This window comes from Streptomyces sp. NPDC058000 (assembly GCF_042886435.1).
Lineage (GTDB): Bacteria > Actinomycetota > Actinomycetes > Streptomycetales > Streptomycetaceae > Streptomyces.
This window is the reverse complement of sequence record NZ_JBHVQS010000025.1, coordinates 7,468-31,890: the sequence shown is the minus strand read 5'-3', so window position 1 is coordinate 31,890 and position 24,423 is coordinate 7,468. Positions and strand designations below refer to the sequence as shown.

The 24,423-nt window shown below is 72.2% G+C and carries 1 protein-coding gene (only partly in view); it reads right to left on the bottom strand.

Annotation, left to right across the window (positions count from 1 at the left end; all coding sequences use genetic code 11):
• On the bottom strand, positions 1 to 24,423 hold the 5' portion of the coding sequence (locus ACFVT2_RS23495; protein ID WP_390021006.1) for an SDR family NAD(P)-dependent oxidoreductase. It extends 8,787 nt beyond the left edge of the window; 24,423 of the gene's 33,210 nt are visible here — the first part of the coding sequence; the start codon lies at positions 24,421 to 24,423; its stop codon lies off the left edge, out of view.

The following is a 24,423-nucleotide window of genomic DNA, read 5'->3' as shown; positions in this document are numbered from 1 at the left end:
AGCCGAGCACAGTGTGTCGGCCGATGCCAGTCCACCGGTCAGGTTCGACACCATCGGGAGGGACGGAGCGGAGTACGACAGGCCCTCCGCCACCGCGCGGAAGTCCGCCAACATCGGCTCCATCAGCGGTGAATGGAACGCATGCGAGACATGGAGACGGGACGTGCGACGTCCCTGGTCGGCGAAGTGCTGCGCGACGGACAGCACGGCATCTTCGGCGCCGGAGATGACCACGGAGGTGGGCCCGTTGACGGCTGCGATCGACACCTCGTCGGTGAGGTGCCGGGTGGCCTCGTCCTCAGTTGCCTGGATGGCGAGCATCGCGCCGCCGGGGGCGAGTGCCTGCATCAGCGAGGCACGGGCCGCTACCAAGCGACAGGCATCTTCCAGCGTCAGTACGCCGGCGACGTGCGCCGCAGCGACCTCACCGATGGAATGGCCGGCCACGAAATCCGGCCGCACACCCCAACTCTCAACAAGTCGGTAGAGGGCAACTTCGATGGCGAAGAGGGCGGGCTGCGTCCAACCCGTCTCGTTCAACAAGTCTGCGGCGCCGCCACCCCACATCACCTCCCGCAACCCGACCTGGGCAGGAAGCTCAGCATCCAGACACTCGACCACGGCATCCAGCACCTGCGCGAACACCGGGAAACGGTCGTACAACTCCCGCCCCATACCCAGACGTTGCGACCCCTGCCCCGAGAACAACACCGCGAGGCGACCTGCACCGATGCGGTCGGTGACAACGGCGGGATCTGCACCACCGGCCACGATTGCGGTCAACGCGCGCACCGCATCACCACGATCCGCGGCGAGTACCACGGCCCGGTGGTCAAAGGTCGAACGGCTGGTGGCCAGGGCCTTGCCCACATCGACGAGGCGCAGGTCAGAGTGCTCTCCGATCGACGACAGCAGCTTCGCCGCCTGGGCGCGCAAGGCTGCCGGTGTCTTGCCGGACAGCAGCCACGGCACCACGGACGGCTCCACGGTGCCGGCCTCCGGCGCCGGGCGTCGCGGACCCACCGGCCGTTCCAGGATCACGTGCGCATTGGTGCCGCTGATGCCGAACGAGGAGACACCGGCCCGTCGGGCCCGGTCCGACTCCGGCCAGGCCGTCTCCTCGGTCAGCAGCTCCACCGCACCCTCGGACCAGTCCACGTGCGAAGACGGGGCGTCGACGTGCAGTGTCCGCGGCACCACACCGTGCCTCATCGCCAACACCATCTTGATCACACCCGCGACACCCGCAGCAGCCTGCGTGTGCCCAAGGTTGGACTTCACCGAACCCAACAGCAACGGCCGCTCCGGATCGCGGTCACGACCATAGGTGGCAATCAGTGCCTGCGCTTCGATCGGATCACCCAACGTCGTCCCGGTGCCGTGGGCCTCCACCACGTCCACGTCGTCCGTGGTCAAGCCGCCGCTGGCGAGTGCCTGGCGGATGACCCGCTGCTGGGACGGGCCGTTAGGCGCCGTCAGGCCGTTGGACGCACCATCCTGATTGACCGCCGAACCCCGCACCACAGCCAGGATCTCGTGACCGTTACGCACCGCATCCGACTGCCGTTCCAACACCAGCATGCCGACGCCCTCGGACCAACCCACCCCATCGGCCGCATCCGCAAACGCCTTACAGCGACCATCAGACGACAACCCCCGCTGCCGGGCAAAGTCCACGAACACCGCCGGCGTCGACATCACCGTCACACCACCGGCCAACGCCAACCCACACTCACCACTACGCAACGCCTGCATCGCCCAATGCATCGCCACCAACGACGAAGAACACGCCGTATCCACCGTCACCGCCGGACCCTCAAGCCCCAACACATAGGCCACCCGACCCGACGCCAAACTCGGCGAACTCCCACTCCCCTGAAAACCCTCGAACTCCGGACTCGCCAACATCGCGCTGTAATCGCTGTACATCACACCCGCGAACACACCCGTCGCACTACCACGCAACGTCAACGGATCAATACCCGCCCGCTCAATCGCCTCCCACGACGACTCCAACAACAGACGCTGCTGCGAATCCGTCGCCAACGCCTCACGCGGACTCATCCCAAAGAACGCCGGATCAAACTCCCCCGCCTCATACAAGAACCCACCAGAACGCGTATAAGACGTACCCAGATGGTCAGGATCCGGGTGGTACAGGGATTCAACGTCCCAACCACGGTTCGTCGGGAAACCGGAGACCGCATCGGTCCCTTCGGTGACCAGTTTCCACAGGTCATCCGGGGAAGCGACCCCGCCCGGATAGCGGCAAGCCATACCCACGATGACGATCGGATCGTCCGCCACCGCCACCACGCTCCGCCGTACAGACGTCACCTCGGCGTCCGTACCCAGCAGCTCATTGAGCAGGAAGGCGACCAGCACCTCGACCGTCGGGTAGTCGAACACCATGGTCGCGGGCAGCCGCAGACCGGTGACGGCGTTGAGGCGGTTGCGGAGTTCCACCGAGGTGAGGGAGTCGAAGCCCAACTCGCGGAAGGCACGCGCCGGATGGACGTCGGCGGCGTCGGCGTGGCCGAGGACCAGCGCAACCTGGCCGCGTACGAGGTCGAGGAGGACTTCCTGTCGTTCCACCGGGTTCAGGCTGGCGAGCCGTTCCCGCAGTCCGGTGGCGGTTGCCGAGTCCGCGGCGGCGGCACGACGCGAACGGCCGCGGATCAGCGACCGCAGCAGCGACGGCACGTCCCCTTGGGCGCGCAGCGCCGGCAGGTCGAGACGTGCGGGCACGCAGGTGGCCTCGCCGGTCGCCAGGGCCGTGTCGAAGAGGGCGAGGCCCTGCGCCACGGACAGCGGCGGGACACCGGAACGGGCCAGGCGGTCAGCCTCGACGTCCGTCAACGCGCCAGTCATACCGCCGGACTGTTCCCACGCTCCCCAAGCGAGCGAGAGACCGGGCAGGCCAGCGGCCTGACGCTGTGTCATAAGCGCGTCCAGGAAGGCATTTCCGGCCGCATAGTTGGCTTGCCCAGGGCTGCCGAACACGCCCGCAAGGGAGGAGAAGACGACGAAGGCGTCCAGGTCCAGCCCGCGGGTTGCCTCGTGCAGATGCCAGGCCGCATCCACCTTCGGCCGCAGGACCGCAGCCAGTCGCTCCGGGGTCAGCGTGGCGATCATCCCGTCGTCCAGCACACCGGCCGCATGGATCACCGACGACACCGGATGCGTGGCGATCAGCTCCGCCACCGCCGTCCGATCCGTCACATCGCAGGCAACCGCCCGCGCACTGGCACCCGACGCCGCCAACTCCGCAACCAACTCGACCGCGCCATCGGCCCGTTCACCACGACGACTGACCAGCAGCACATCCCGCACCCCGTGCTCAGCCACCAGATGGCGAGCCAGCACCGCCCCCAACCCACCCGTACCACCGGTGATCAGGACCGAACCCGCCCCCGTGAACGTCGCACCGGTGTCGGTGTGGTCGTCGTCGGTGAGGGGTCGGCGGGCCAGGCGGGCGGCGTACACGGCACGTTCCTGGACGCGCAGTTGTGGCTCGTCGCCGGTCAAGGTGGTGAGGGTGAGCGCGGTGGGGGCGGCGTTGGGTTCGAGGTCGAGCAGTGCGAAGCACCCGGGGTTCTCGGACTGCGCGGAACGCACCAGGCCCCAGACCGCGGCGGCGGCCACATCGTGCCCGGTCGTCGCGCCACGGGTCACGAAGACGAACTTGGTGTCTGCGAAATGTTGCTCTTCGAGGCGGGTCTGCACGAGCGCCAAGGCGCGGCGTGTGAGGTCGTGCGCGGCGGCCGGAGCGGGGACGGCGTCCTCGGCTCCGGCCCGGGCGGGTGTGGCGAGGGGTAGCACGATCAGCGCGGGGGCCGGTTCGTCGGTCGGCAGCATGGTGCGGACGTCGACGTCCGCGCCGGATGCACGCAGACTCGCGGCGACGTCGATGAGGTCTTCGCCGACGACAGTCACCGCCGTGGGTACCGCGGCCACGTCGCCCGAATGGGGCGCGGGCTCGGGCAACGCGGTCCAGTCAAGGCGGAACAGCGCGTCACGGGCGAGCGCCGCGATGGTGCTCAGTGCCTTCGCGGAGACGGATCGCATGGCGAGGGCCTGGACGTACGCGACAGGTGCACCGGTGGTGTCGGTGACGGCCAGGGAGAGCGTTCCGTCGGTGTCACGGCCGAGTCGAACGCGGACTGCGGCAGCACCGGAGGCGGCCAGGGAGACGCCGTGCCACGAGAACGGCACGCTGCCAGCTCGGGCGGTGTCCCCGTCCGGGGCGACGAGCCAGGCGGCGTGCAGACCGGCGTCGAGCAACGCCGGGTGCAGGCCGTACGCCTCGGCGTCGGGCCGGCCGGTCTCCGGCAGGGCGACCTCGGCGAACACCTCGCCGGCTCCCCGCCATACCGCGCGCAGGCCCTGGAAGGCGGGCCCGTAGCGGAACCCTTCGGCCGCGCGGGACGCGTAGAAGTCCGTCAGGTCGACGGGTTCGGTGCCGGGCGGCGGCCACACCGCGGCGTCGAAGGGGACGGTTGCCGGCGCCGGCAGGCCGGTCGCGAGTACGCCGCTGGCGTGCTGGGTCCACGGGGTGTCTGTCGCCTGTTCGGGGCGCGAGTGAACGGTGACGGTACGGCGGCCGGTGTCGTCGGCGACACCCACCCGGACCTGGGTCCGTACTGCGCCGCGCTCGGGCAGGACGAGCGGTGCGGCGAGCGTCAGCTCCTCCACGTGATCACAGCCGACCTCGTCGCCTGCGCGCAGGGCGAGTTCCAGGAGCGCGGTGCCGGGCAGCAGGACCTGGCCCATTACGGCGTGGTCGGCCAGCCACGGATGCGACTGGAGCGACAGGCGTCCGGTGAACAACACCCCTTCCTCTTCGGCGAGTTCGACGATTCCGTTGAGGAGGGGGTGGCCGGCTGCGGCGAGGCCGACGGCGGCGGCATCGGCCGTGTCGCGGCTTCCGGCCGGCCAGAACGGCCGGTGTTGGAACGCGTACGTCGGCAGGTCCACCGGGCGTGCGCCGGTCGGGGCCAGGAGGGCGGACCAGTCGACCGGCGTGCCTGTGGCGTGCAGCCGTCCCAGTGCAGTGAGCAGGGCGCGTTCCTCGGATGCGTTCCTGCGGAGCGCGGGGACGGTGACTGTCTCGTCGGCGAGCGATTCCCGGGCCAGGGCGGAGAGGACACCGTCGGGGCCGAGTTCCAGGAAGGTGCGGACGCCCTCGGATTCGAGGGTGGTCACGCCGTCGGCGAAGCGGACCGCTTCACGGACGTGGCGCACCCAGTAGTCGGCGGAGCAGAGTGCGTCGGCCGCGGCCAGCTCACCCGTCAGGTTCGATACGACGGGGAGGGTCGGGGCGGTGTAGGACAGTCCCTCCGCCACCGCGCGGAATTCGTCCAGCATCGGGGCCATCAGCGGTGAATGGAAGGCGTGCGAGACCCGCAGCCGGGTCGTCCTCCGCCCCTCGGCCTCGAATCGGGCACCGATCTCAACGACGACGCTCTCCACACCCGATACGACCACCGAAGTCGGCCCGTTGACGGCCGCGATCGACACCTCGTCGGTGAGGTGCGGGGTGACCTCCTCCTCCGTTGCCTGGACGGCGAGCATCGCGCCGCCGGGGGCGAGTGCCTGCATCAGCGAGGCACGGGCCGCCACCAGACGGCAGGCATCCTCCAACGTCAGTACGCCGGCAACGTGCGCCGCAGCGACCTCACCGATGGAATGGCCGGCCACGAAATCCGGCCGAACGCCCCAGCTCTCAACGAGCCGGTAGAGGGCGACTTCGACGGCGAAGAGGGCGGGCTGCGTCCAACCCGTCTCGTTCAACAGATCTGCGGCGTCGCCCCACATCACCTCCCGCAAGCCGACCTGGGCATGAAGCTCGGCATCCAGGCAAGCAACCACGGCATCCAGCGCCTGCACGAACACCGGGAAACGGCCGTACAACTCCCGCCCCATACCCGGACGTTGCGACCCCTGACCCGAGAACAACACCGCGAGGCGACCCGTCCGGGTGCGGTCGACGACGGCGGAGGTGTCTGCGTCACCACCAGCGATCGCCGTCAGTGCCCGGACAGCCTCGGCATGTTCTGTGCTCAGGACGGCTGCCCGGTGGGCGAACTGCGCGCGTTGGGTGGCGAGGGACAGGGCGATGTCGGCGGGGGCGAGGTCGGGGTGGTGTTGGACGTGGTCGAGGAGGCGTGCGGCCTGGTCGCGCAGGGCTTCCGGTGTCTTGCCGGACAGCAGCCACGGCACCACGGTCGGCTCCGCGGTCGACTCCACGGCGGCGGTGTCCGACACCGGGTGTCGCACGCCTTCCGGCTGTTCCAGGATGACGTGGGCGTTGGTGCCGCTGATGCCGAACGACGAGACGCCCGCGCGCCGGGCCCGGTCCGTCTCTGGCCAGGCAGTCTCCGCGGTGAGGAGTGCGACCGAACCCGTGGTCCAGTCGACGTGTGAGGACGGTTCGGTGATGTTCAGGCTGCGGGGCAGTACGCCGTGGCGCATCGCCATGACCATCTTGATGACGCCGGCGACGCCGGCCGCTGCCTGGGTGTGGCCCAGGTTGGACTTGATCGAGCCGAGGAGGAGCGGGCGGACGGGGTCGCGGTCCTGGCCGTAGGTGGCGAGGAGTGCCTGGGCCTCGATGGGGTCTCCGAGGGTGGTGCCGGTGCCGTGGGCCTCGACGGCGTCCACGTCGGCCGTGGTCAGGCCGCCGCTGGCGAGTGCCTGGCGGATGACGCGCTGCTGGGACGGGCCGTTGGGCGCCGTGAGGCCGTTGGACGCGCCGTCCTGGTTGACGGCCGAACCCCGCACCACGGCCAGGATCTCGTGACCGTTACGGACCGCGTCCGACTGGCGCTCCAGCAACAGCATCCCGACGCCCTCGGACCAGCCGACGCCGTCGGCCGACTCGGAGAACGGCTTGGAGCGGCCATCGGGAGCCAGGCCCCGCTGCCGGGAAAACTCCACGAAGGTGTCCGGGATGGCCATCACGGTGACGCCGCCCGCAAGGGCGAGGGTGCATTCGCCACCGCGCAGGGCCTGTGCGGCGAGGTGCAGGGCGACCAGTGAGGACGAGCAGGCGGTGTCGACGGTCATGGCCGGGCCTTCGAAGCCGAAGGTGTACGAGACCCGTCCGGAGGCGACGCTCAGCGCACTGCCCTGGCCCTGGAACCCTTCGAACTCGGCGCCGTCCAGGCGGGTGCCGTAGCCGCTGTACATGACGCCGGCGAAGACGCCGGTGCGGCTGTCGCGCAGGGTCAGTGGGTCGATGCCGGCCCGTTCGATCGCCTCCCAGGAGGACTCCAGGAGCAGGCGCTGCTGGGAGTCCGTGGCCATGGCCTCGCGGGGGCTCATGCCGAAGAAGTCGGCGTCGAAGTCTGCGGCGTCGTGCAGGAAGCCGCCGGTGCGCGTGTACGAGGTGCCGGGGTGCGCGGGGTCGGGGTCGTAGAGGTGGTCCAGGTCCCAGCCACGGTTGGTCGGGAAGTCGGTGACGACGTCGGCGCCGTCGCCGAGCAGACGCCACAGGTCCTCCGGCGAGGTGATGCCGCCGGGGAAGCGGCAGCTCATGCCGACGACGACGATCGGGTCGTCGGTCGGCTCGGCGATCGAGGGTGCGAGCTCGTCGGGCTCCAACTCGGCTTCAGGGCCGAGTAGTTCGGAGAGAAGGTATGCGGCGAGGGCGGTGGCGGTGGGGTAGTCGAAGACTGCCGTGGCCGGGAGCCGCAGGCCGGTGGCCGTGCCGATGCGGTTGCGGAGTTCGACCGCGGTGAGCGAGTCGAAGCCGAGGTCGCGGAAGGCGCGGGACGGGTCGACGCCGTCGCCCGTGGTGTGGCCGAGGACCATGGCGGCCTGGTCGCGGACGAGGGTCAGGAGGGTGTCGCGGCGCTCGGCGCGTTGGAGCCTGGTGAGCTGTTCGGCCAGGCCGGTGTCGCCGGGCGTGGTGGCGACGGTACGGCGGACTGGGGCCTTGACCAGGCCGCGGAGGAGCGGGGGGAGGGTGGGCTGGTTGCGTAGTGCGGTCAGGTCCAGGCGTACCGGGACCAACGCGGCACCCCCCGTCGCCAACGCCGCGTCGAAGAGCGCCAAACCCTGGTCGACGGTCAGCAACGGCATGCCCGACTCGGCAGCGCGACGAATGTCCCGCTCAGCCAAACCGGCCGTCATGCCCACGCCCTGATCCCAGGCGCCCCAGGCCAAGGACACACCGGGCAATCCAACAGCCGTCCGATGAGCCGCCAAAGCATCCAGGAAGGCGTTACCCGCCGCGTAATTGGCCTGGCCCGCGCCACCGAACACGCCCGCTACGGAGGAGAAGACGACGAACGCGTCCAGGTCCAGGGCGCGGGTGGCCTCGTGGAGGTTCCAGGCACCGTCCACCTTCGGACGCAACACCGCCGCCAACCGCTCCGGCGTCAACGACGCCACCACACCGTCATCCAACACACCAGCCGTATGCACCACCGATGTCAACGGATGTGACTCCGGAACACCGGCGATCAGCTCCGCAACGGCCGAGCGATCGGCCACATCACATGCCGCGACCGCGACCTGCGCGCCCAACGACTCCAACTCCGCGACCAACTCGGCCGCACCAGCCGCCCCCATCCCAGAACGACTGGTCAGTAGCAGATGCCGCACACCACACGAACGCACCAGATGCCGGGCCAACACCCCGCCCAGACCACCGGTACCACCCGTCACCAGCACCGTTCCCCCGGCCTGCCAGGCGCGGGGCAAGGTGAGCACGATCTTGCCGGTGTGCTTGGCCATGCTCATGAAGCGGAAGGCGTCCTTGGCGTTCCGGACGTCCCAGGTGCGGACCGGGAGCGGCCGCAGTGAGCCGGTGCGGAAGAGGTCCATCAGTTCGGCCAGCATGGTGCCGATGGTTTCCGGCACCACCCAGGCAAGGTCGAAGGACTGGTAGGAGAGGCCGTCGGGGACGGAGTCCGCGGGGCGGATGTCGGTCTTGCCCATCTCCAGGAAGCGCCCGCCGTCGCCGAGCAGCCGCATCGAGGCGTCGACGAACTCGCCCGACAGCGCGTTCAGTACGACGTCCAGGCCGTCGGCTCCGGCGACCTCGGCGAACGCCGCCTCGAAGTCCAGGGACCGGGAGGAGGCAATGTGGTCGTCGGCCACACCCAGCGAACGCAGCACCTCCCACTTGCCCTCACTGGCCGTGGCGAACACCTCGGCACCAAGATGCCGGGCGATCTGGATCGCAGCCATCCCGACACCTCCGGCACCCGCGTGCACCAGCACCCTCTCCCCCGCCCGCAGACCACCCAACTCCTTCAGGGCGTAATAGGCGGTGAGAAACACCAACGGCACAGAAGCGCCCGTCTCCCAGGACCAGTCCTCGGGTAGGCGGGTGAGGCGGCGGGCGTCGTCCACGGCGAGCGAGGCGAAGCTACCGGTGATCATGCCCATCACGCGGTCGCCGGGGGCGAGACCGGTGACGTCCGGCCCGACCTCGACGACCACACCGGCCGCCTCCGAACCGAACAACCCCGCGTCGCCAGGGTACATACCGAGCGCGTTGAGGACGTCCCGGAAGTTCAGGCCCGCGGCCCGAACCTCGACGCGGACCTCGTGACCGGTCAGCGGGGCCAGCGCCGTCGGGTACGGGGCCAGGGCGAGGCCGTTGAGGCTGCCCTTGGCCGTGCTGTCGAGCCGCCAGGCCGGGTCGGCCGGCGGTGTGAGGGCGGCGTCCGCGGCGACCCGGGCCAGGCGTCCGGCGAGCACGCTGCCGTCACGGAGTGCGATCTGCGGTTCACCGGTGTGCAGCGCCCGTACGAGCAGATGTCCCCGGTCGGCGGCGGCAGCGTCGTCGGGCGTGCCGATCGCGCCGGGTGCACGGTCGACGAGGACGAAGGTGTCCGGCGCCTCGGACTGGGCGGAGCGGACCAGGCCCCAGACCGCGGCGGCGGCCACGTCGGTGACGTCGGTACCGCCGGCGGCCACCGCCCCGGTCGTGACGAACGCCAGACGGGATCCGGCGAAGCGTCCCTGTCCGGTCCATTCCTGGACGAGGGCGAGTGCGTCAGTGGCCAGGGCGTGGGCGGCCTCGGCCGGGGAGGAGGCGGGCGCGTCCGGTGCGCCGGTCCCCGTCCCGTATCCGGCCGCGAACTCGGTTCCGGTACCGGTACCGGTGAGTGTGATGAGGACCGTGTCCGGAACGTCGGCGTCGGCCGTGGCGAGGGTGGCGAGGTCGGGGTGGGTCGTGGTGTGGATGCCGGCGGCGGTCAGTTCGTCGACCAGTCCGGTGCCGTCCGCGCCGACCAGCGCGACAGTGGTCGCGGCGTGCCGGCTGTCCTGGTGGTCGTGGGTGTTGTGCCCGCCGGTGTCGTACCCGCCCGTGTTCTCCGGTACGGGGTTCCAGTCCAGGGTGAACAGGGCGTCGCGGGCGAGACCCGCGGCGCCGTTCAACTGGTCTCCGGAGACCCGGCGGGAGACGAGCCTGTCGATGGCGGCGACCGGACGGCCGGCGGTGTCAGCCACCGCGATGGCCACGGACCGACCGTCGGCGCCCGTCGGGGTCAGCCGGACGCGCAGTGCGGTGGCGCCGGTCGCGTAGAGAGTGGCGCCCTCCCAGGAGAACGGGAGTCCGCCGTTGCTCTCCTCGCCCTCGTGGGCGACGAGGGAGGCGTGCAGGGCGGCGTCGAGCAGCGCGGGGTGCAGGCCGAAGGCGGTCGCCTCGTCGCCGATGGACTCTGGCAGGGCCACCTCGGCGTACAGGACATCGCCGGCGCGCCAGGCAGCCCGCAGGCCCTGGAAGACCGGGCCGTAGCCGAAGCCGAGGGTGGTGAAGCGCGCGTAGCAGTCGTCGGTGGTGAGGGCTTCGGCGTCGGCGGGCGGCCAGGCGGTGGCGTCGAAGCCGGTGCCGGCCGGGGTGGCGCCCGTGGTCAGGGTGCCGGTGGCGTGCTGGGTCCACGACACGTCGGTCGCGTGCTCGGGCCGGGAGTGGACGGTGACGGTGCGGCGGCCGGTGTCGTCGGCGACGCCGACCCGGACCTGGGTCTGTACCGCGCCGCGCTCCGGCAGGACGAGCGGTGCGGCGAGCGTCAGTTCCTCGACGCGGTCGCAACCGGCCTCGTCGCCCGCCCGGAAGGCCAATTCCAGCAGCGCGGTGCCGGGCAGCAGAACCTGGCCCATGACGGCGTGGTCGGCCAGCCACGGGTGTGACTGAAGCGACAGACGCCCGGTGAACAACACCCCTTCACCTTCGGCGAGTTCGACCGAACCGTTCAGCAGCGGATGCTCGGCGGCGGTGAGGCCGACGGCCGCGGCGTGCGCGGTGGACAGGGTGCCGGTGGGCCAGTAGGTGGCGTGTTGGAAGGCGTACGTCGGCAGGTCGACGCGGGCCGCTCCGGTGCCGGCGAAGAGCGCCGACCAGTCGATGCGGATTCCGGCCGTGTGGAGGTGGGCGAGTGCGGTGAGCGCGGAGGTCTCCTCGTCGCGGTCCTTGCGGAGGACCGGGACGGTGGCGGCATCGCCGGTGAGCGACTCCTGGGCCAGGGCGGACAGCACGCCGTCCGGTCCCAGTTCCAGGAACGTGGTGACGCCTGCGTTCTCCAGGGCGCTGATGCCGTCGGCGAAGCGGACCGCTTCACGGACGTGGCGCACCCAGTAGTCGGCGGAGCCGAGTGCGTCAGCTGATGCCAGTCCACCCGTCAGGTTCGATACGACGGGGAGGGTCGGGGCGGTGTAGGACAGTCCCTCCGCCACCGCGCGGAATGCGTCCAGCATCGGGGCCATCAGCGGTGAATGGAACGCGTGCGAGACCCGCAGCCGGGTCGTTTTGCGCCCCTCGGCCTCGAATCGCGCCCCGATCTCAACGACGACGCTCTCCGCACCCGATACGACCACCGAAGTCGGCCCGTTGACGGCCGCGATCGACACCTCGTCAGTGAGGTGCGGGGTGACCTCCTCCTCCGTTGCCTGGACGGCGAGCATCGCGCCGCCGGGGGCGAGTGCCTGCATCAGCGAAGCACGGGCCGCCACCAGACGGCAGGCATCCTCCAGCGTCAGCACGCCGGCAACGTGCGCCGCAGCGACCTCACCGATGGAATGGCCGGCCACGAAATCCGGCCGAACGCCCCAACTCTCAATCAGTCGGTAGAGGGCGACTTCGACGGCGAAGAGGGCGGGCTGCGTCCAACCCGTCTCGTTCAACAGATCTGCGGCGTCGCCCCACATCACCTCCCGCAAGCCGACCTGGGCATGAAGCTCGGCATCCAGGCAAGCAACCACGGCATCCAGCGCCTGCGCGAACACCGGGAAACGGACGTACAACTCCCTCCCCATACCCAGACGTTGCGACCCCTGACCCGAGAACAACACCGCGAGGCGACCCGTCCGGGTGCGGTCGACGACGGCGGAGGTGTCTGCGTCACCGCCAGCGATCGCCGTCAGTGCCCGGACCGCCTCGGCACGGTCGGTCGCGAGGACCACTGCACGGTGGTCGAACGCCGAACGGGTCATGGCCAGCGAGTAGCCGAGGTCGAGCGGGCGCAGCGCGGGCCGCTCGGCCAGGGCGGCCAGAAGGCGTTCGGCCTGGTCACGCAGGGCTTCGGGGGACTTTCCGGACAGCGGCAGCGGGACGACGGCAGGTTCGGGGCCGGTCGGCTCCGCGGCCGGGCTCTCGACGAGCGTCGGTTGTTCCAGGATGACGTGGGCGTTGGTGCCGCTGATGCCGAAGGAGGAGACGCCGACTCGGCGGGCGCGGCCCGTCTCCGGCCAGGCGGTCTGCTCGGTGAGGAGTTCGACCGCGCCGGCACTCCAGTCGACGTGCGAGGACGGGGCATCGACGTGCAGGGTCTGCGGCAGCATGCCGTGCCGCATCGCCATCACCATCTTGATGACGCCGGCGACACCGGCCGCTGCCTGGGTGTGCCCGATGTTGGACTTGAGCGAACCGAGCCACAGCGGCCGGTCCACCGCACGGTCCTGGCCGTAGGTGGCGAGGAGCGCCTGGGCCTCGATGGGGTCACCGAGCGTCGTTCCCGTACCGTGCGCCTCGACCACATCGACGTCGGCCGTGGACAGGCCGCCGCTGGCGAGTGCCTGACGGATCACCCGCTGCTGGGACGGACCGTTGGGCGCCGTCAAGCCGTTGGACGCACCGTCCTGGTTCACCGCCGAACCCCGCACCACGGCCAGGATCTCGTGACCGTTGCGGACCGCGTCCGACTGGCGCTCCAGCAGCAGCATCCCGACGCCCTCGGACCAGCCGACGCCGTCCGCGGACTCGGAGAACGGCTTGGAGCGGCCGTCGGGAGCCAGGCCCCGCTGCCGGGAGAACTCCACGAAGGTACTGGGGGTGGACATCACCGTCACACCACCGGCCAACGCCAACGAGCACTCCCCCGCCCGCAGTGCCTGCGCCGCCCAGTGCAGCGCGACCAACGACGACGAACAGGCGGTGTCCACGGTGACAGCCGGGCCTTCGAAGCCGAAGGTGTAGGAGACGCGGCCGGAGGCCACGCTGCCCGCGCTCCCCTGGCCCTGGAAGCCCTCGAACTCCTTGCCGCCCAGAATGCTCCCGTAGTCGCCGTACATGACGCCGGCGAACACACCCGTCGCGCTACTACGCAGGGTCAGCGGATCGATGCCGGCCCGCTCGATCGCCTCCCAGGAGGACTCCAGGAGTAGACGTTGCTGGGAGTCGGTCGCCAGTGCCTCGCGCGGGCTCATCCCGAAGAAGTCCGGGTCGAACTCCCCCGCCTCGTGCAGGAATCCACCCGAGCGGGTGTAGGACGTGCCCAGGTGCTCGGGGTCCGGGTGGTAGAGGTTGTCCAGGTCCCAGCCGCGGTTGGCCGGGAAGTCGGTGATGGCGTCGGTGCCTTGGCTGACCAGGCGCCACAGGTCCTCGGGCGAGGCGACACCACCCGGGTAGCGGCAGGCCATGCCCACCACCACGATCGGGTCGTCCGCCGTCGGCGGAAGCGCCTGGGCCTGGACCGGGGTCCGGCTCTCGGCGACTCCGAACAGTTCGGTCTGTAGGTGCTCGGCGAGGGCGGACAGGGTGGGGTGGTCGAAGACCATGGTGGCCGACAGGTGCAGGCCGGTGACGGTGCGCAGGCGGTTGCGGAGTTCGACGGCCGTCAGTGAGTCGAAACCGAGGTCGCGGAAGGCGCGTTCGGCGTCGATGGCGTTGCCGTCGGCGTGCCCGAGGACGAGCGCGGCACTGCTGCGGACGAGGTCGAGCAGTGCGTTGTGGCGCTGGGCGTGGTCGAGCCGGCCGAGCCGCTGGGCGAGTCCGGTGTCCGCGCCGAGGGCGAGGGGGGTCGCTGCCGTGCGGCGCAGTGGTGTACGGACGAGGCCGCGGAGGAGTGGGGGGATGGTGGGTTGGTTGCGTAGCGCGGTCAGGTCCAGGCGGACCGGGACCAGGGCCGCACTGCCGGTGGTCAACGCCGCGTCGAAGAGCGCCAGCCCCTCGTCCACGGTCAGCAAGGGCATCCCGGACTCGGCGGCACGACGGATGTCGCGGTCCTCCAGACCTGCCGTCATTCCCACGCCCTGGTCCCAGGCACCCCACGCCAACGACACGCCAGGCAAACCGGCGGACGCGCGATGCGCCGCCAGCGCATCCAAAAACGCGTTCCCCGCCGCGTAGTTGGCCTGCCCGGCACCACCGAACACGCCCGCCACGGAGGAGAAGACGACGAAGGCGCCCAGGTCCGTACCGCGCGTCGCCTCATGCAGATTCCAGGCACCGTCCACCTTCGGACGCAACACCGCAGCCAACCGCTCCGGCGTCAACGAGCCCACCACTCCGTCATCCAACACACCCGCCGTGTGCACCACGGCCGTCAACGGACGCCCGGCCGGAACACCGGCAACGAGCTCCTCGACCGCATGCCGGTCAGCGACGTCACACGCCGCCACCGACACCTGCGCACCCGACGACTCCAACTCCGCGACCAACTCGGCCGCACCGACCGCCCGCATCCCCGAACGGCTGGTCAACAGCAGATGCCGGACGCCGTACGACCGCACCAGATGCCGGGCGACCACACCGCCCAAACCACCGGTTCCGCCCGTCACCAGCACCGTTCCGTCCGCGGACCACGGCGCGGGGGGCGTTGTGCTGGTGCTCGTGTGGGGTGTCGTGGGGGCGGGGGTGCGGGTGAGGCGGGCGGCGTGGGCGCGGCCGTCGCGGAGGAGGAGTTGGGGTTCGTCGAGGGTGAGGGCGCGGATGAACGTGGTCGTGGGGACGGTGTCGGGGCCGAGGTCGAGGAGGCCGAAGGTGCCGGGGTTCTCGGTCTGTGCGGAGCGGATCAGGCCCCAGACCGCGGCGGCGGCCAGGTCGGTGGCGGGTGCGTCGTCGGTGGCGACGGCTCCGTGGGTGACGAACACCAGGCGGGAGTCGGCGAGCCGGTCGTCGGCGAGCCACTGTTGGGCGAGGGCCAGCGCGGTGCCGGTGAGGGCGTGGGCGGAGTGCGGGGTGTCGCTGTCGGGCGCTGCGCCGAGGGGCGCGAGGACGGTGGTGGGTGGGGTGGTGTCGGCGGCCAGGAGGTCGGTGAGGGTTGCGTACCGTGTGGTGGCCTGGTCACCGAGGGCGTCGGCGAGCGGGGCGGTGTCCGGGCCCAGGAGGGCCAGCGGTGTGGGATCGCCGGTGTCGGGGAGCGGGACCGGGGTCCAGGCCATTTGGAAGAGCGCGTCGCGGGTGTGGGGGGCGTCGGTGGTCAGCTGCTCGGCGTCCACGGGGCGGGCGAGCAGACGGCTGACGGTGGCGACGGGGTTGCCGGCCGGGTCGGTGGCGGTGACGGACAGGCCGTTGGTGCCGGCGGGGGCGAGGCGGACGCGTAGTGCGGTGGCGCCGGAGGCGTGCAGGGTGGTGCCTTCCCAGGAGAACGGGAGGCCGGGGGCGCGGTCGTCGGTGAGGAGGGCGGGGTGCAGGGCGGCGTCGAGGAGTGCGGGGTGCAGGCCGAACGCGGCCGCGTCGTCGGTGGCCGATTCCGGTAGGGCCACTTCGGCGTAGAGGACGTCACCGGCGCGCCAGGCGGCCCGTAGGCCCTGGAAGGCGGGGCCGTAGGTGAAGCCGACGGCGGTGAAGTGTGCGTAGCAGTCGTCGGTGGCGAGGGATTCGGCGTCGGCGGGCGGCCAGACGGTGGTGTCGAACGGCGGGGTGTCGGGGGCCACGGTGGTGAGTGCACCGGTGGCGTGCAGGGTCCAGGTGGCGTCGGCGGTGTGGTCGGGGCGGGCGTGGACGGTGACGGTGCGGCGGCCGGTGGCGTCGGCGGCGCCGACGCGGACCTGGAGTTGGGCGGCGCCGTCCTCGGGGAGGGTCAGGGGGGCGGCGAGGGTGAGGTCTTCGAGGTGGCCGCAGCCGGTCTCGTCGCCGGCGCGGATGGCGAGTTCCACCAGTGCGGTGCCCGGGAGCAGGACGGTGCCCAGGACGGTGTGGTCGGCCAGCCACGGGTGGGTGCGCAGCGAGAGGCGGCCGGTGAAGAGGACACCGTCGTCGTCGGGGAGGTGTACGGCCGCGCCGAGGAGTGGGTGTTCGGGGGCTCCGAGGCCGGCGGCGCGGACGTCGTCCGGGCGGGCGGGGCGGGCGGTGGGCCAGAACCAGCGGTGTTGGAAGGCGTAGGTCGGCAGGTCGACGCGGGTGGCGTCGGCGCCGGCATAGGTGGCGGGCCAGTCGGCCTCGATGCCGAGGGCGTGGAGGTGGCAGAGCGCGGCGATGACGGCTTGTTCCTCGGGCCGGTCCTTGCGCAGGAGCGGGACGGTGGTGGCGCCTTCGGGGGTGGATTCCTGGGCCATGGCGGACAGCACGCTGTCCGGACCGAGTTCGACGAAGGTGGTGACGCCGTGGTCGGCGAGGGTGCGGATGCCGTCGGCGAAGCGGACGGCGTCGCGGACGTGCCGGACCCAGTAGTCGGCGGAGCGGAGTGCGTCGGCGGAGGCCAGTTCTCCGGTCAGGTTGGAGACGACGGGGAGGGCGGGGGCGGCGAAGGTGAGGCCGTCGACGACCGCGCGGAAGTCGTCCAGCATCGGTGCCATCAGCGGTGAGTGGAAGGCGTGGCTGACGCGTAGGCGGGTGGTGCGGCGGCCCCGGTCGGCGAAGTGCCGGGCGAGGGCGAGCGCCGCTTCCTCGTGGCCGGAGACGACGACGGAGGTGGGTCCGTTGATGGCGGCGATCGACACGTCGTCGGTGAGGAGGGGCAGGACCTCGTCCTCGGTGGCTTGGACGGCGAGCATCGCGCCGCCTTCGGGCAGCGACTGCATGAGCATGGCGCGGGCGACGACGAGGCGGCAGGCGTCTTCCAGGGAGAGGACTCCGGCGACGTGCGCGGCGGCGATCTCGCCGATGGAGTGGCCGGCCACGTAGTCCGGCCGCACGCGCCAGCTGTCCAGCAGCCGGAAGAGCGCTACTTCGACGGCGAACAGGGCGGGTTGGGTGTAGCCGGTGCGGTCGACGAGTTGGGCGTCGTCGCCCCAGATGATGTCGCGGAGGGGGTGGCCGAGTTCCGCGTCGAGGACGGTGAGGACGGTGTCCAGGGCTTCGGCGAAGGCGGGGAAGCGCTCGTAGAGGACGCGGCCCATGCCAAGTCGTTGGGAGCCCTGGCCGGAGAAGAGGAAGGCGGTACGGCCGGTGGTCGCAGTGCCGGTCACGGCGACCGGGTCCGGCTCGCCGGCGGCGAGGGCGGCGAGCGCGCGCAGGGCCTCGGTGCGGTCGGCGCCGAGGACGACGGCGCGGTGGTCGAAGGCGGTGCGGGCGGTGATCAGCGAGTAGCTGATGTCGACGGGGCGCAGTTCGGGGTGGGTCTCGACGTGGGCGAGGAGGCGGGCGGCCTGGTCGCGCAGGGCGTCGGGGGTTTTGGCGGACAGTGCCCAGGGGGCGGCCGGCAGTTCCTCTACGGGGCGAGTGCTGGTCGCCGGCGGGCGGGGGGCGACGGCCGGGGGTTGTTCGATGACGACGTGGGCGTTGGTGCCGCTGATGCCGAAGGAGGAGACGCCGGCCCGGCGGGCGCGGTCGGTCTCCGGCCAGGCAGTCTCCGCGGTGAGGAGTTCGACGGCGCCGGCACTCCAGTCGACGTGCGAGGACGGGGCATCGACATGGAGGGTCTGCGGCAGCACGCCGTGCCGCATCGCCATCACCATCTTGATGACACCCGCGACACCGGCCGCTGCCTGGGTGTGCCCGATGTTGGACTTGACCGAACCGAGCCACAGGGGGTGCGCCGAGTCGCGGTCGCGCCCATAGGTGGCGAGAAGCGCCTGGGCCTCGATGGGGTCACCGAGCGTCGTTCCCGTACCGTGCGCCTCGACCACGTCCACGTCGGCCGTGGACAGGCCGCCGCTGGCCAGTGCCTGACGGATCACCCGCTGCTGGGACGGACCATTGGGCGCCGTCAAGCCGTTGGACGCACCGTCCTGATTGACCGCCGAACCCCGCACCACGGCCAGGATCTCGTGACCGTTACGGACCGCGTCCGACTGGCGCTCCAGGACCAGCATCCCCACGCCCTCCGACCACGCCACACCGTCAGCCGCATCGGCGAACGCCTTTGAGCGGCCATCGGGAGCCAGACCGCGCTGCCGGGAGAACTCCACGAAGGTGCTGGGGGTGGACATCACCGTCACACCACCGGCCAACGCCAACGAGCACTCCCCCGCCCGTAGCGCCTGCGCCGCCCAGTGCAGCGCGACCAGCGAGGAGGAGCAGGCGGTGTCCACGGTGACGGCCGGGCCTTCGAGGCCGAGGGTGTAGGAGACACGGCCGGAGGCGACGCTCGGGGCGCTGCCGTTGCCGCGGAACGCCTCGTACTCGTCGCCGGTCAGGGTGGTGCCGTAGTCGTTGTACATGACGCCCGCGAAGACGCCGGTGCGGCTGTCGCGCAGGGAGCGGGGGTCCATGCCGGCCCGTTCGACGGCCTCCCAGGAGAGTTCGAGCAGCAGGCGCTGCTGGGAGTCGGTGGCCATCGCCTCGCGCGGGCTCATGCCGAAGAAGTCCGGGTCGAACGCGCCGGCGTCGTGCAGGAAGCCGCCGGCGCGGACGTGGGTGCGGCCCGGGCGGTCGGGGTCGGGGTCGTAGAGGTTGTCCAGGTCCCAGCCGCGGTTGACCGGGAACGGGCCGGTGGCGTCGGCGCCTTCGCTGACCAGGCGCCACAGGTCCTCGGGGGAGGCGACACCGCCGGGGTAGCGGCAGGCCATGCCGACGATGACGATCGGGTCGTCGGTGGTACCGGTCCGGGTCAAGGTCGGGGCGGTGGGGACCAACTCCTCTGCGGTGCCGAGGAGTTCGTCGCGGAGGTGGTCGGTGAGGGCGAGCGGCGTCGGGTAGTCGAAGACCATGGTGGCGGGCAGCCGCAGGCCGGTGGCGGTGTTGAGGGCGTTGCGGAGTTCGACGGCGGTGAGCGAGTCGAAGCCGAGATCCTGGAACTGGCGGCCGGCTTCCACCTCGGTGGCATCCGCGTGCCCCAGGACCTGGGCGATCTGGGTGCGGACGAGGTCCAGGAGGGTCTCCCGGCGGGCGGCGGCGTCGAGGCCGGCGAGCCGCTGGGCGAGGCCGTCGGCGGTCTGGGAGACCTGGGCGGCGGCGCGGCTTACGGGGGTGCGGATCAGGCCGCGCAGCAGGGGTGCGATCTCGCCCTGGGTGCGCAGGACGGGCAGGTCCAGGCGGACCGGGGCGAGGGCGGCGGGTCCGGCGGCCAGGGCTGCGTCGAACAGGGCGGTGCCCTGGTCCAGGGTCAGTGGTGGCATGCCGGAGCGGGCGATGCGCTCCACGTCGAGGTCGGAGAGGCTCTTGGTCATGCCGACGCTCTGGGTCCAGGGGCCCCAGGCGAGGGAGGTGGCTGGCAGGCCGGCGGCGGCGCGGTGGGCGGCGAGGGCGTCCAGGAAGGCGTTGCCGGCGGCGTAGTTGGCCTGTCCGGGGCTGCCGAGGGTGGCGGCGACTGAGGAGAAGAGGACGAAGGCGTCCAGGTCGAGGTGGCGGGTGGCCTCGTGCAGGTGCCAGGCGGCGTCCACCTTCGGTCGGAGGACGGTCGCCAGTCGTTCCGGGGTGAGGGAGTCCAGGACGCCGTCGTCGACGACGCCGGCGGTGTGGATGACGGCGGTGAGCGGGTGGGTGTCGGGGACGGTGGCCAGCAGGTCGGTGAGGGCGGCCGGATCGGTGACGTCGCAGGCCGCGATGCGGGCGGTGGCGCCGTGCCCGGTGAGTTCGGTGATCAGGTCGTCGGCGCCGTCGGCGGTCGGGCCGCGGCGGCTGGCGAGCAGCAGGTGACGGACGCCGCGGGCGGTGACCAGGTGGCGGGCGAGGACCGCGCCCAGGCCGCCAGTGCCGCCGGTGATCAGGACGGTGCCGTCCGGGTTCCAGTCGGTGGGTGCGGTGGGGTGGGGGACGCGGGACAGGCGGGCGGTGCGCACCTCGGTGCCGCGGAGGGCGAGGTCGGGTTCGTCGTGGGTGGCGGCCAGAGCGGTCGTCAGGGCTTCGGGGTCGGGCTGGTCGGTGTCCGGGTCGAGGTCGAGGAGGGCGAAACGGCCGGGGTTCTCGGTGCGGGCGGTGCGGAGCAGGCCGCCGGCGGCCGCCGCGGCGGGGTCGGTGCCGTCGGTGGCGCCGCGGGTGGCGAGGACCAGGCGGGCGTGGGCGAAGCGGTCGTCGGCGAGCCACTGTTGGGCGAGGTCGAGGACGGCCGCGGTGGTGGTGTGTGCGGAGTCCGGGACGGCGGCAGCCAGGTCGGTGATGGCCGGGGTGGTGATGACCAGGTCGGGGACGGGCCCGTCGGCCGCGGCGAGGGCGGGCAGGTCGGGGTGGCTTGTGGTCCGGATGCCGGTGGCGCGGAGGGTGTCGGCGAGGGCGGCCGGGTCGGGGCCGAGGACGGCGACGGCGGCCGGGGTGGCGGCGGGCCGGCCGGCGAGCGGGGTCCACTCGACGTGGAAGAGGGAGTCGCGGTGGACGGTGACGGTGGCGCCGGGTGCGTCGGTGGGGACCTCGCGGGAGACCAGGGAGTCCACGGACAGCACGGCGCCGCCGGCGGTGTCGTAGACGGCGATGGTGACGGTGTCCTCGCCGGCCGGGGCGATCCTGGCGCGGACGGTGGTGGCGCCGGCGGCGGCGAGTGCGACTCCTTGCCAGGCGAACGGCAGGCCGCCGCGGCTGATCGCGCCGAGGTCGGCGTAGGCGGCGGCATGTTGGGCGGCATCCAGCAGCGCCGGGTGCAGTCCGAAGGCTGCGGGGTCGGTGCCGGCGTCGTCGGGCAGGGCGACCTCGGCGTACACCTCGGTGCCGCGGCGCCAGGCGGCGCGCAGGCCCTGGAAGGCGGGGCCGTAGGCGAAGCCGAGTCCGGCCAGGCGTGCGTAGGCGCCGGTGAGGTCGACGGGTTCGGCGCCGGTGGGCGGCCAGACGGTGGCGTCGAAGGCGGAGTCCGGTGCGCCGGCGCCGGTGGTCAGGACGCCGGTGGCGTGCTGCGACCACGGCAGGTCGAAGCCGTCTGCGGGGCGGGAGAAGATGCCGAGGGTGCGGCGGCCGGTGGTGTCGGGGGCGCCGACCCGGACCTGGAGTTGGACGCCGCCGTGTTCGGGGAGCACCAGGGGGGCGGCCAGGGTCAGTTCCTCGACGCGGTCGCAGCCGGCCTCGTCGCCGGCACGGACGGCCAGTTCGACGAAGGCGGTGCCGGGCAGCAGGGCCCGGCCCTGGACGCCGTGGTCGGCGAGCCAGGGGTGGGACCGGACGGCGAGCCGGCTGGTGAACAAGTAGCCGGCGCCGTCGGCGAGTTCGACGGTGGCGCCGAGCAGCGGGTGGTCGGCGTCGCCCAGTCCGGCGGCCGTGACGTCCTGGGCGGTGCGGGCCGGGGTCGGCCAGAAGCGCTGGTTCTGGAAGGGGTAGGTGGGCAGGTCGGTGTGGCGGGCGCCGGTGCCGTCGTAGAGGCGGGCCCAGCGGACGGTGACGCCGCGGACGTGGGCGCGGGCCAGGCCGGTGACGGCGGAGAGCTCTTCGGGGCGGTCCTTGCGGAGCAGCGGTACGGCGCCGGCGCCGTCCGGGAGGGATTCCTGGGCCATGGCGGACAGCACGCCGTCCGGGCCGAGTTCGACGAGGGTGGTGACGCCGCGGGCGGTGAGGGTGGTGACGCCGTCGGCGAAGCGGACCGCCTCGCGGACGTGGCGGACCCAGTAGTCGGCGGTGCACAGGTCGGCGACGGCGGCGATGGTGCCGGTGAGGTTGGAGACGACCGGGATGCGCGGCTCGTGGTAGGTGAGGCCCGCGGCGACGGCGCGGAAGTCCGCCAGCATCGGGTCCATGAGCGGCGAGTGGAAGGCGTGGCTGACCCGCAGCCGGGTGGTCTTGCGGTCCTGGGCGGCGAAGTGTGCGCCGATCGCGGCGACGGCGTCCTCGGTGCCGGCCACGACGACGGCGGTGGGGCCGTTGACGGCGGCGAGCGACACGGTGTCGGTGAGGAGGGGCCGGACCTCGTCCTCGGTGGCGCGGACCGCGAGCATGGCGCCGCCGCGCGGCAGCTCCTGCATGAGGCGGGCGCGGGCGGCGACGAGGGTGCAGGCGTCCGCCAGGGAGAGGACCCCGGCGACGTGTGCGGCGGCGAGTTCGCCGATGGAGTGGCCGCCGACGAAGTCGGGGGTGACGCCGAGGGCGGCGACCAGGCGGTACAGGGCGACCTCGACGGCGAACAGGGCGGGTTGCGCCCAGCCGGTCTCGTTCAGCAGGTCGGCGTCGGTGCCCCAGGCGACGTCGCGCAGCGGGCGGTCGAGGTGGGTGTCGAGGAGGGCGGCGATCTCGTCGAAGGCCGCGGCGAACACCGGGAAGCGGGCGTGGAGTTCGCGTCCCATGCCCAGGCGCTGGGAGCCCTGGCCGGAGAAGAGGACGGCGGAGAGGCCCTCGTCGGCGGTGCCGCGGGCGAGTTCGGTGCCGTCGGCGAGCAGGACGGTGCGGTGCTCGAAGGCGGTGCGTCCGTCGGCGAGGGCGTAGCCGATGTCGAGGGGGTCGGCGTCGGGGGTGCCGGCGAGGTGGGTGGTGAGGCGGGCGCGTTGGGCGTCGAGGGCGGCGGCGGTGCGGGCGGAGAGCGGCCACGGGACGACGGCGGGGCGGACGGTGGGTTCGGTGGTGGGCGGCTCGGGGGTGGTGGGGGCCTGTTCGAGGATGAGGTGGGCGTTGGTGCCGCTGATGCCGAAGGAGGAGACGGCGGCGCGGCGGGCGCGTCCGGTGTCGGGCCAGGTGACCGCCTCGTCGAGGAGGTTGACGGCGCCGGTGGTCCAGTCGACGTCGGTGGTCGGTTCGGTGGCGTGCAGGCTGCGCGGCAGTATCCCGCGCCGCAACGCCATGATCATTTTGATCACGCCGGCGGCGCCGGAGGCGGCCTGGGTGTGGCCGATGTTGGACTTCACCGAGCCGAGCCACAGGGGCCGCGGCCGGTCCTGTCCGTAGGTCGCCAGGAGTGCCTGGGCCTCGATGGGGTCGCCGAGGGTGGTGCCGGTGCCGTGCGCCTCGACGGCGTCGACGTCGGCGGCGGTGAGGTGGGCGCTGTCCAGTGCGGCGCGGATGACGCGTTGCTGGGACGGGCCGTTGGGGGCGGTCAGGCCGTTGGAGGCGCCGTCCTGGTTGATGGCGGAGCCGCGGAGCACGGCGAGCACCGGCCGGCCCTCGCGTTGGGCGTCGGAGAGCCGCATCAGGACCAGCATGCCGGCGCCCTCGCCCCAACCGGTGCCGTCGGCCCGGTCGGAGAACGGTTTGCAGCGGCCGTCGGCGGCCAGTCCGCTCTGTGCGGTGAAGGAGACGAACGGGCCGGGGGTGGCCATGATGGACGCGCCGCCGGCCAGGGCCATGGTGCACTCGCCGCCGCGCAGGGCCTGGACGGCCCAGTGCAGGGCGACCAGGGAGGAGGAGCAGCCGGTGTCTACGGTGACGGCCGGGCCCTCTGCGCCGAGGGTGTAGGAGAGCCGGCCGGAGATGACGCTGGCGGCGTGGCCGGTGGTCGAGTAGACCTCGGCGTCCTCGTCGGACGCCTTGATGACCTCGCCGTAGTCCTGGCCGGTGGTGCCGACGAAGACGCCGGTGGGGGTGGCGCGCAGGGTCGACGGGTCGATGCCGGCCCGTTCCAGGGCCTCCCAGGTGATCTCCAGGAGGATGCGCTGCTGCGGGTCCATGGCGACCGCTTCGCGCGGGGAGATGCCGAAGAAGCCGGGGTCGAAGCCGGCGGCGTCGTCGACGAAGCCGCCGACCTGGGCGAGGCTGCCGCCCTCGCCGCCGCCGGCCAGTTTCTCCAGGTCCCAGCCGCGGTCCTGCGGGAACGGCCCGACGACGTCGCGGCCCTCGGCGACCAGCTCCCACAGGTCCTCCGGGGAGGCGACGCCGCCGGGGAAACGGCAGCCGATGCCGACGACCGCGATGGGCTCCACCGCTGCCGCCACCAGCTGTTCGTTCTGCCGGCGCAGCCGCTCGATCTCCTTGAGGGACGACCGGAGTGCCTCGACGTACTTGTCGGGGTTGGTGCTCAT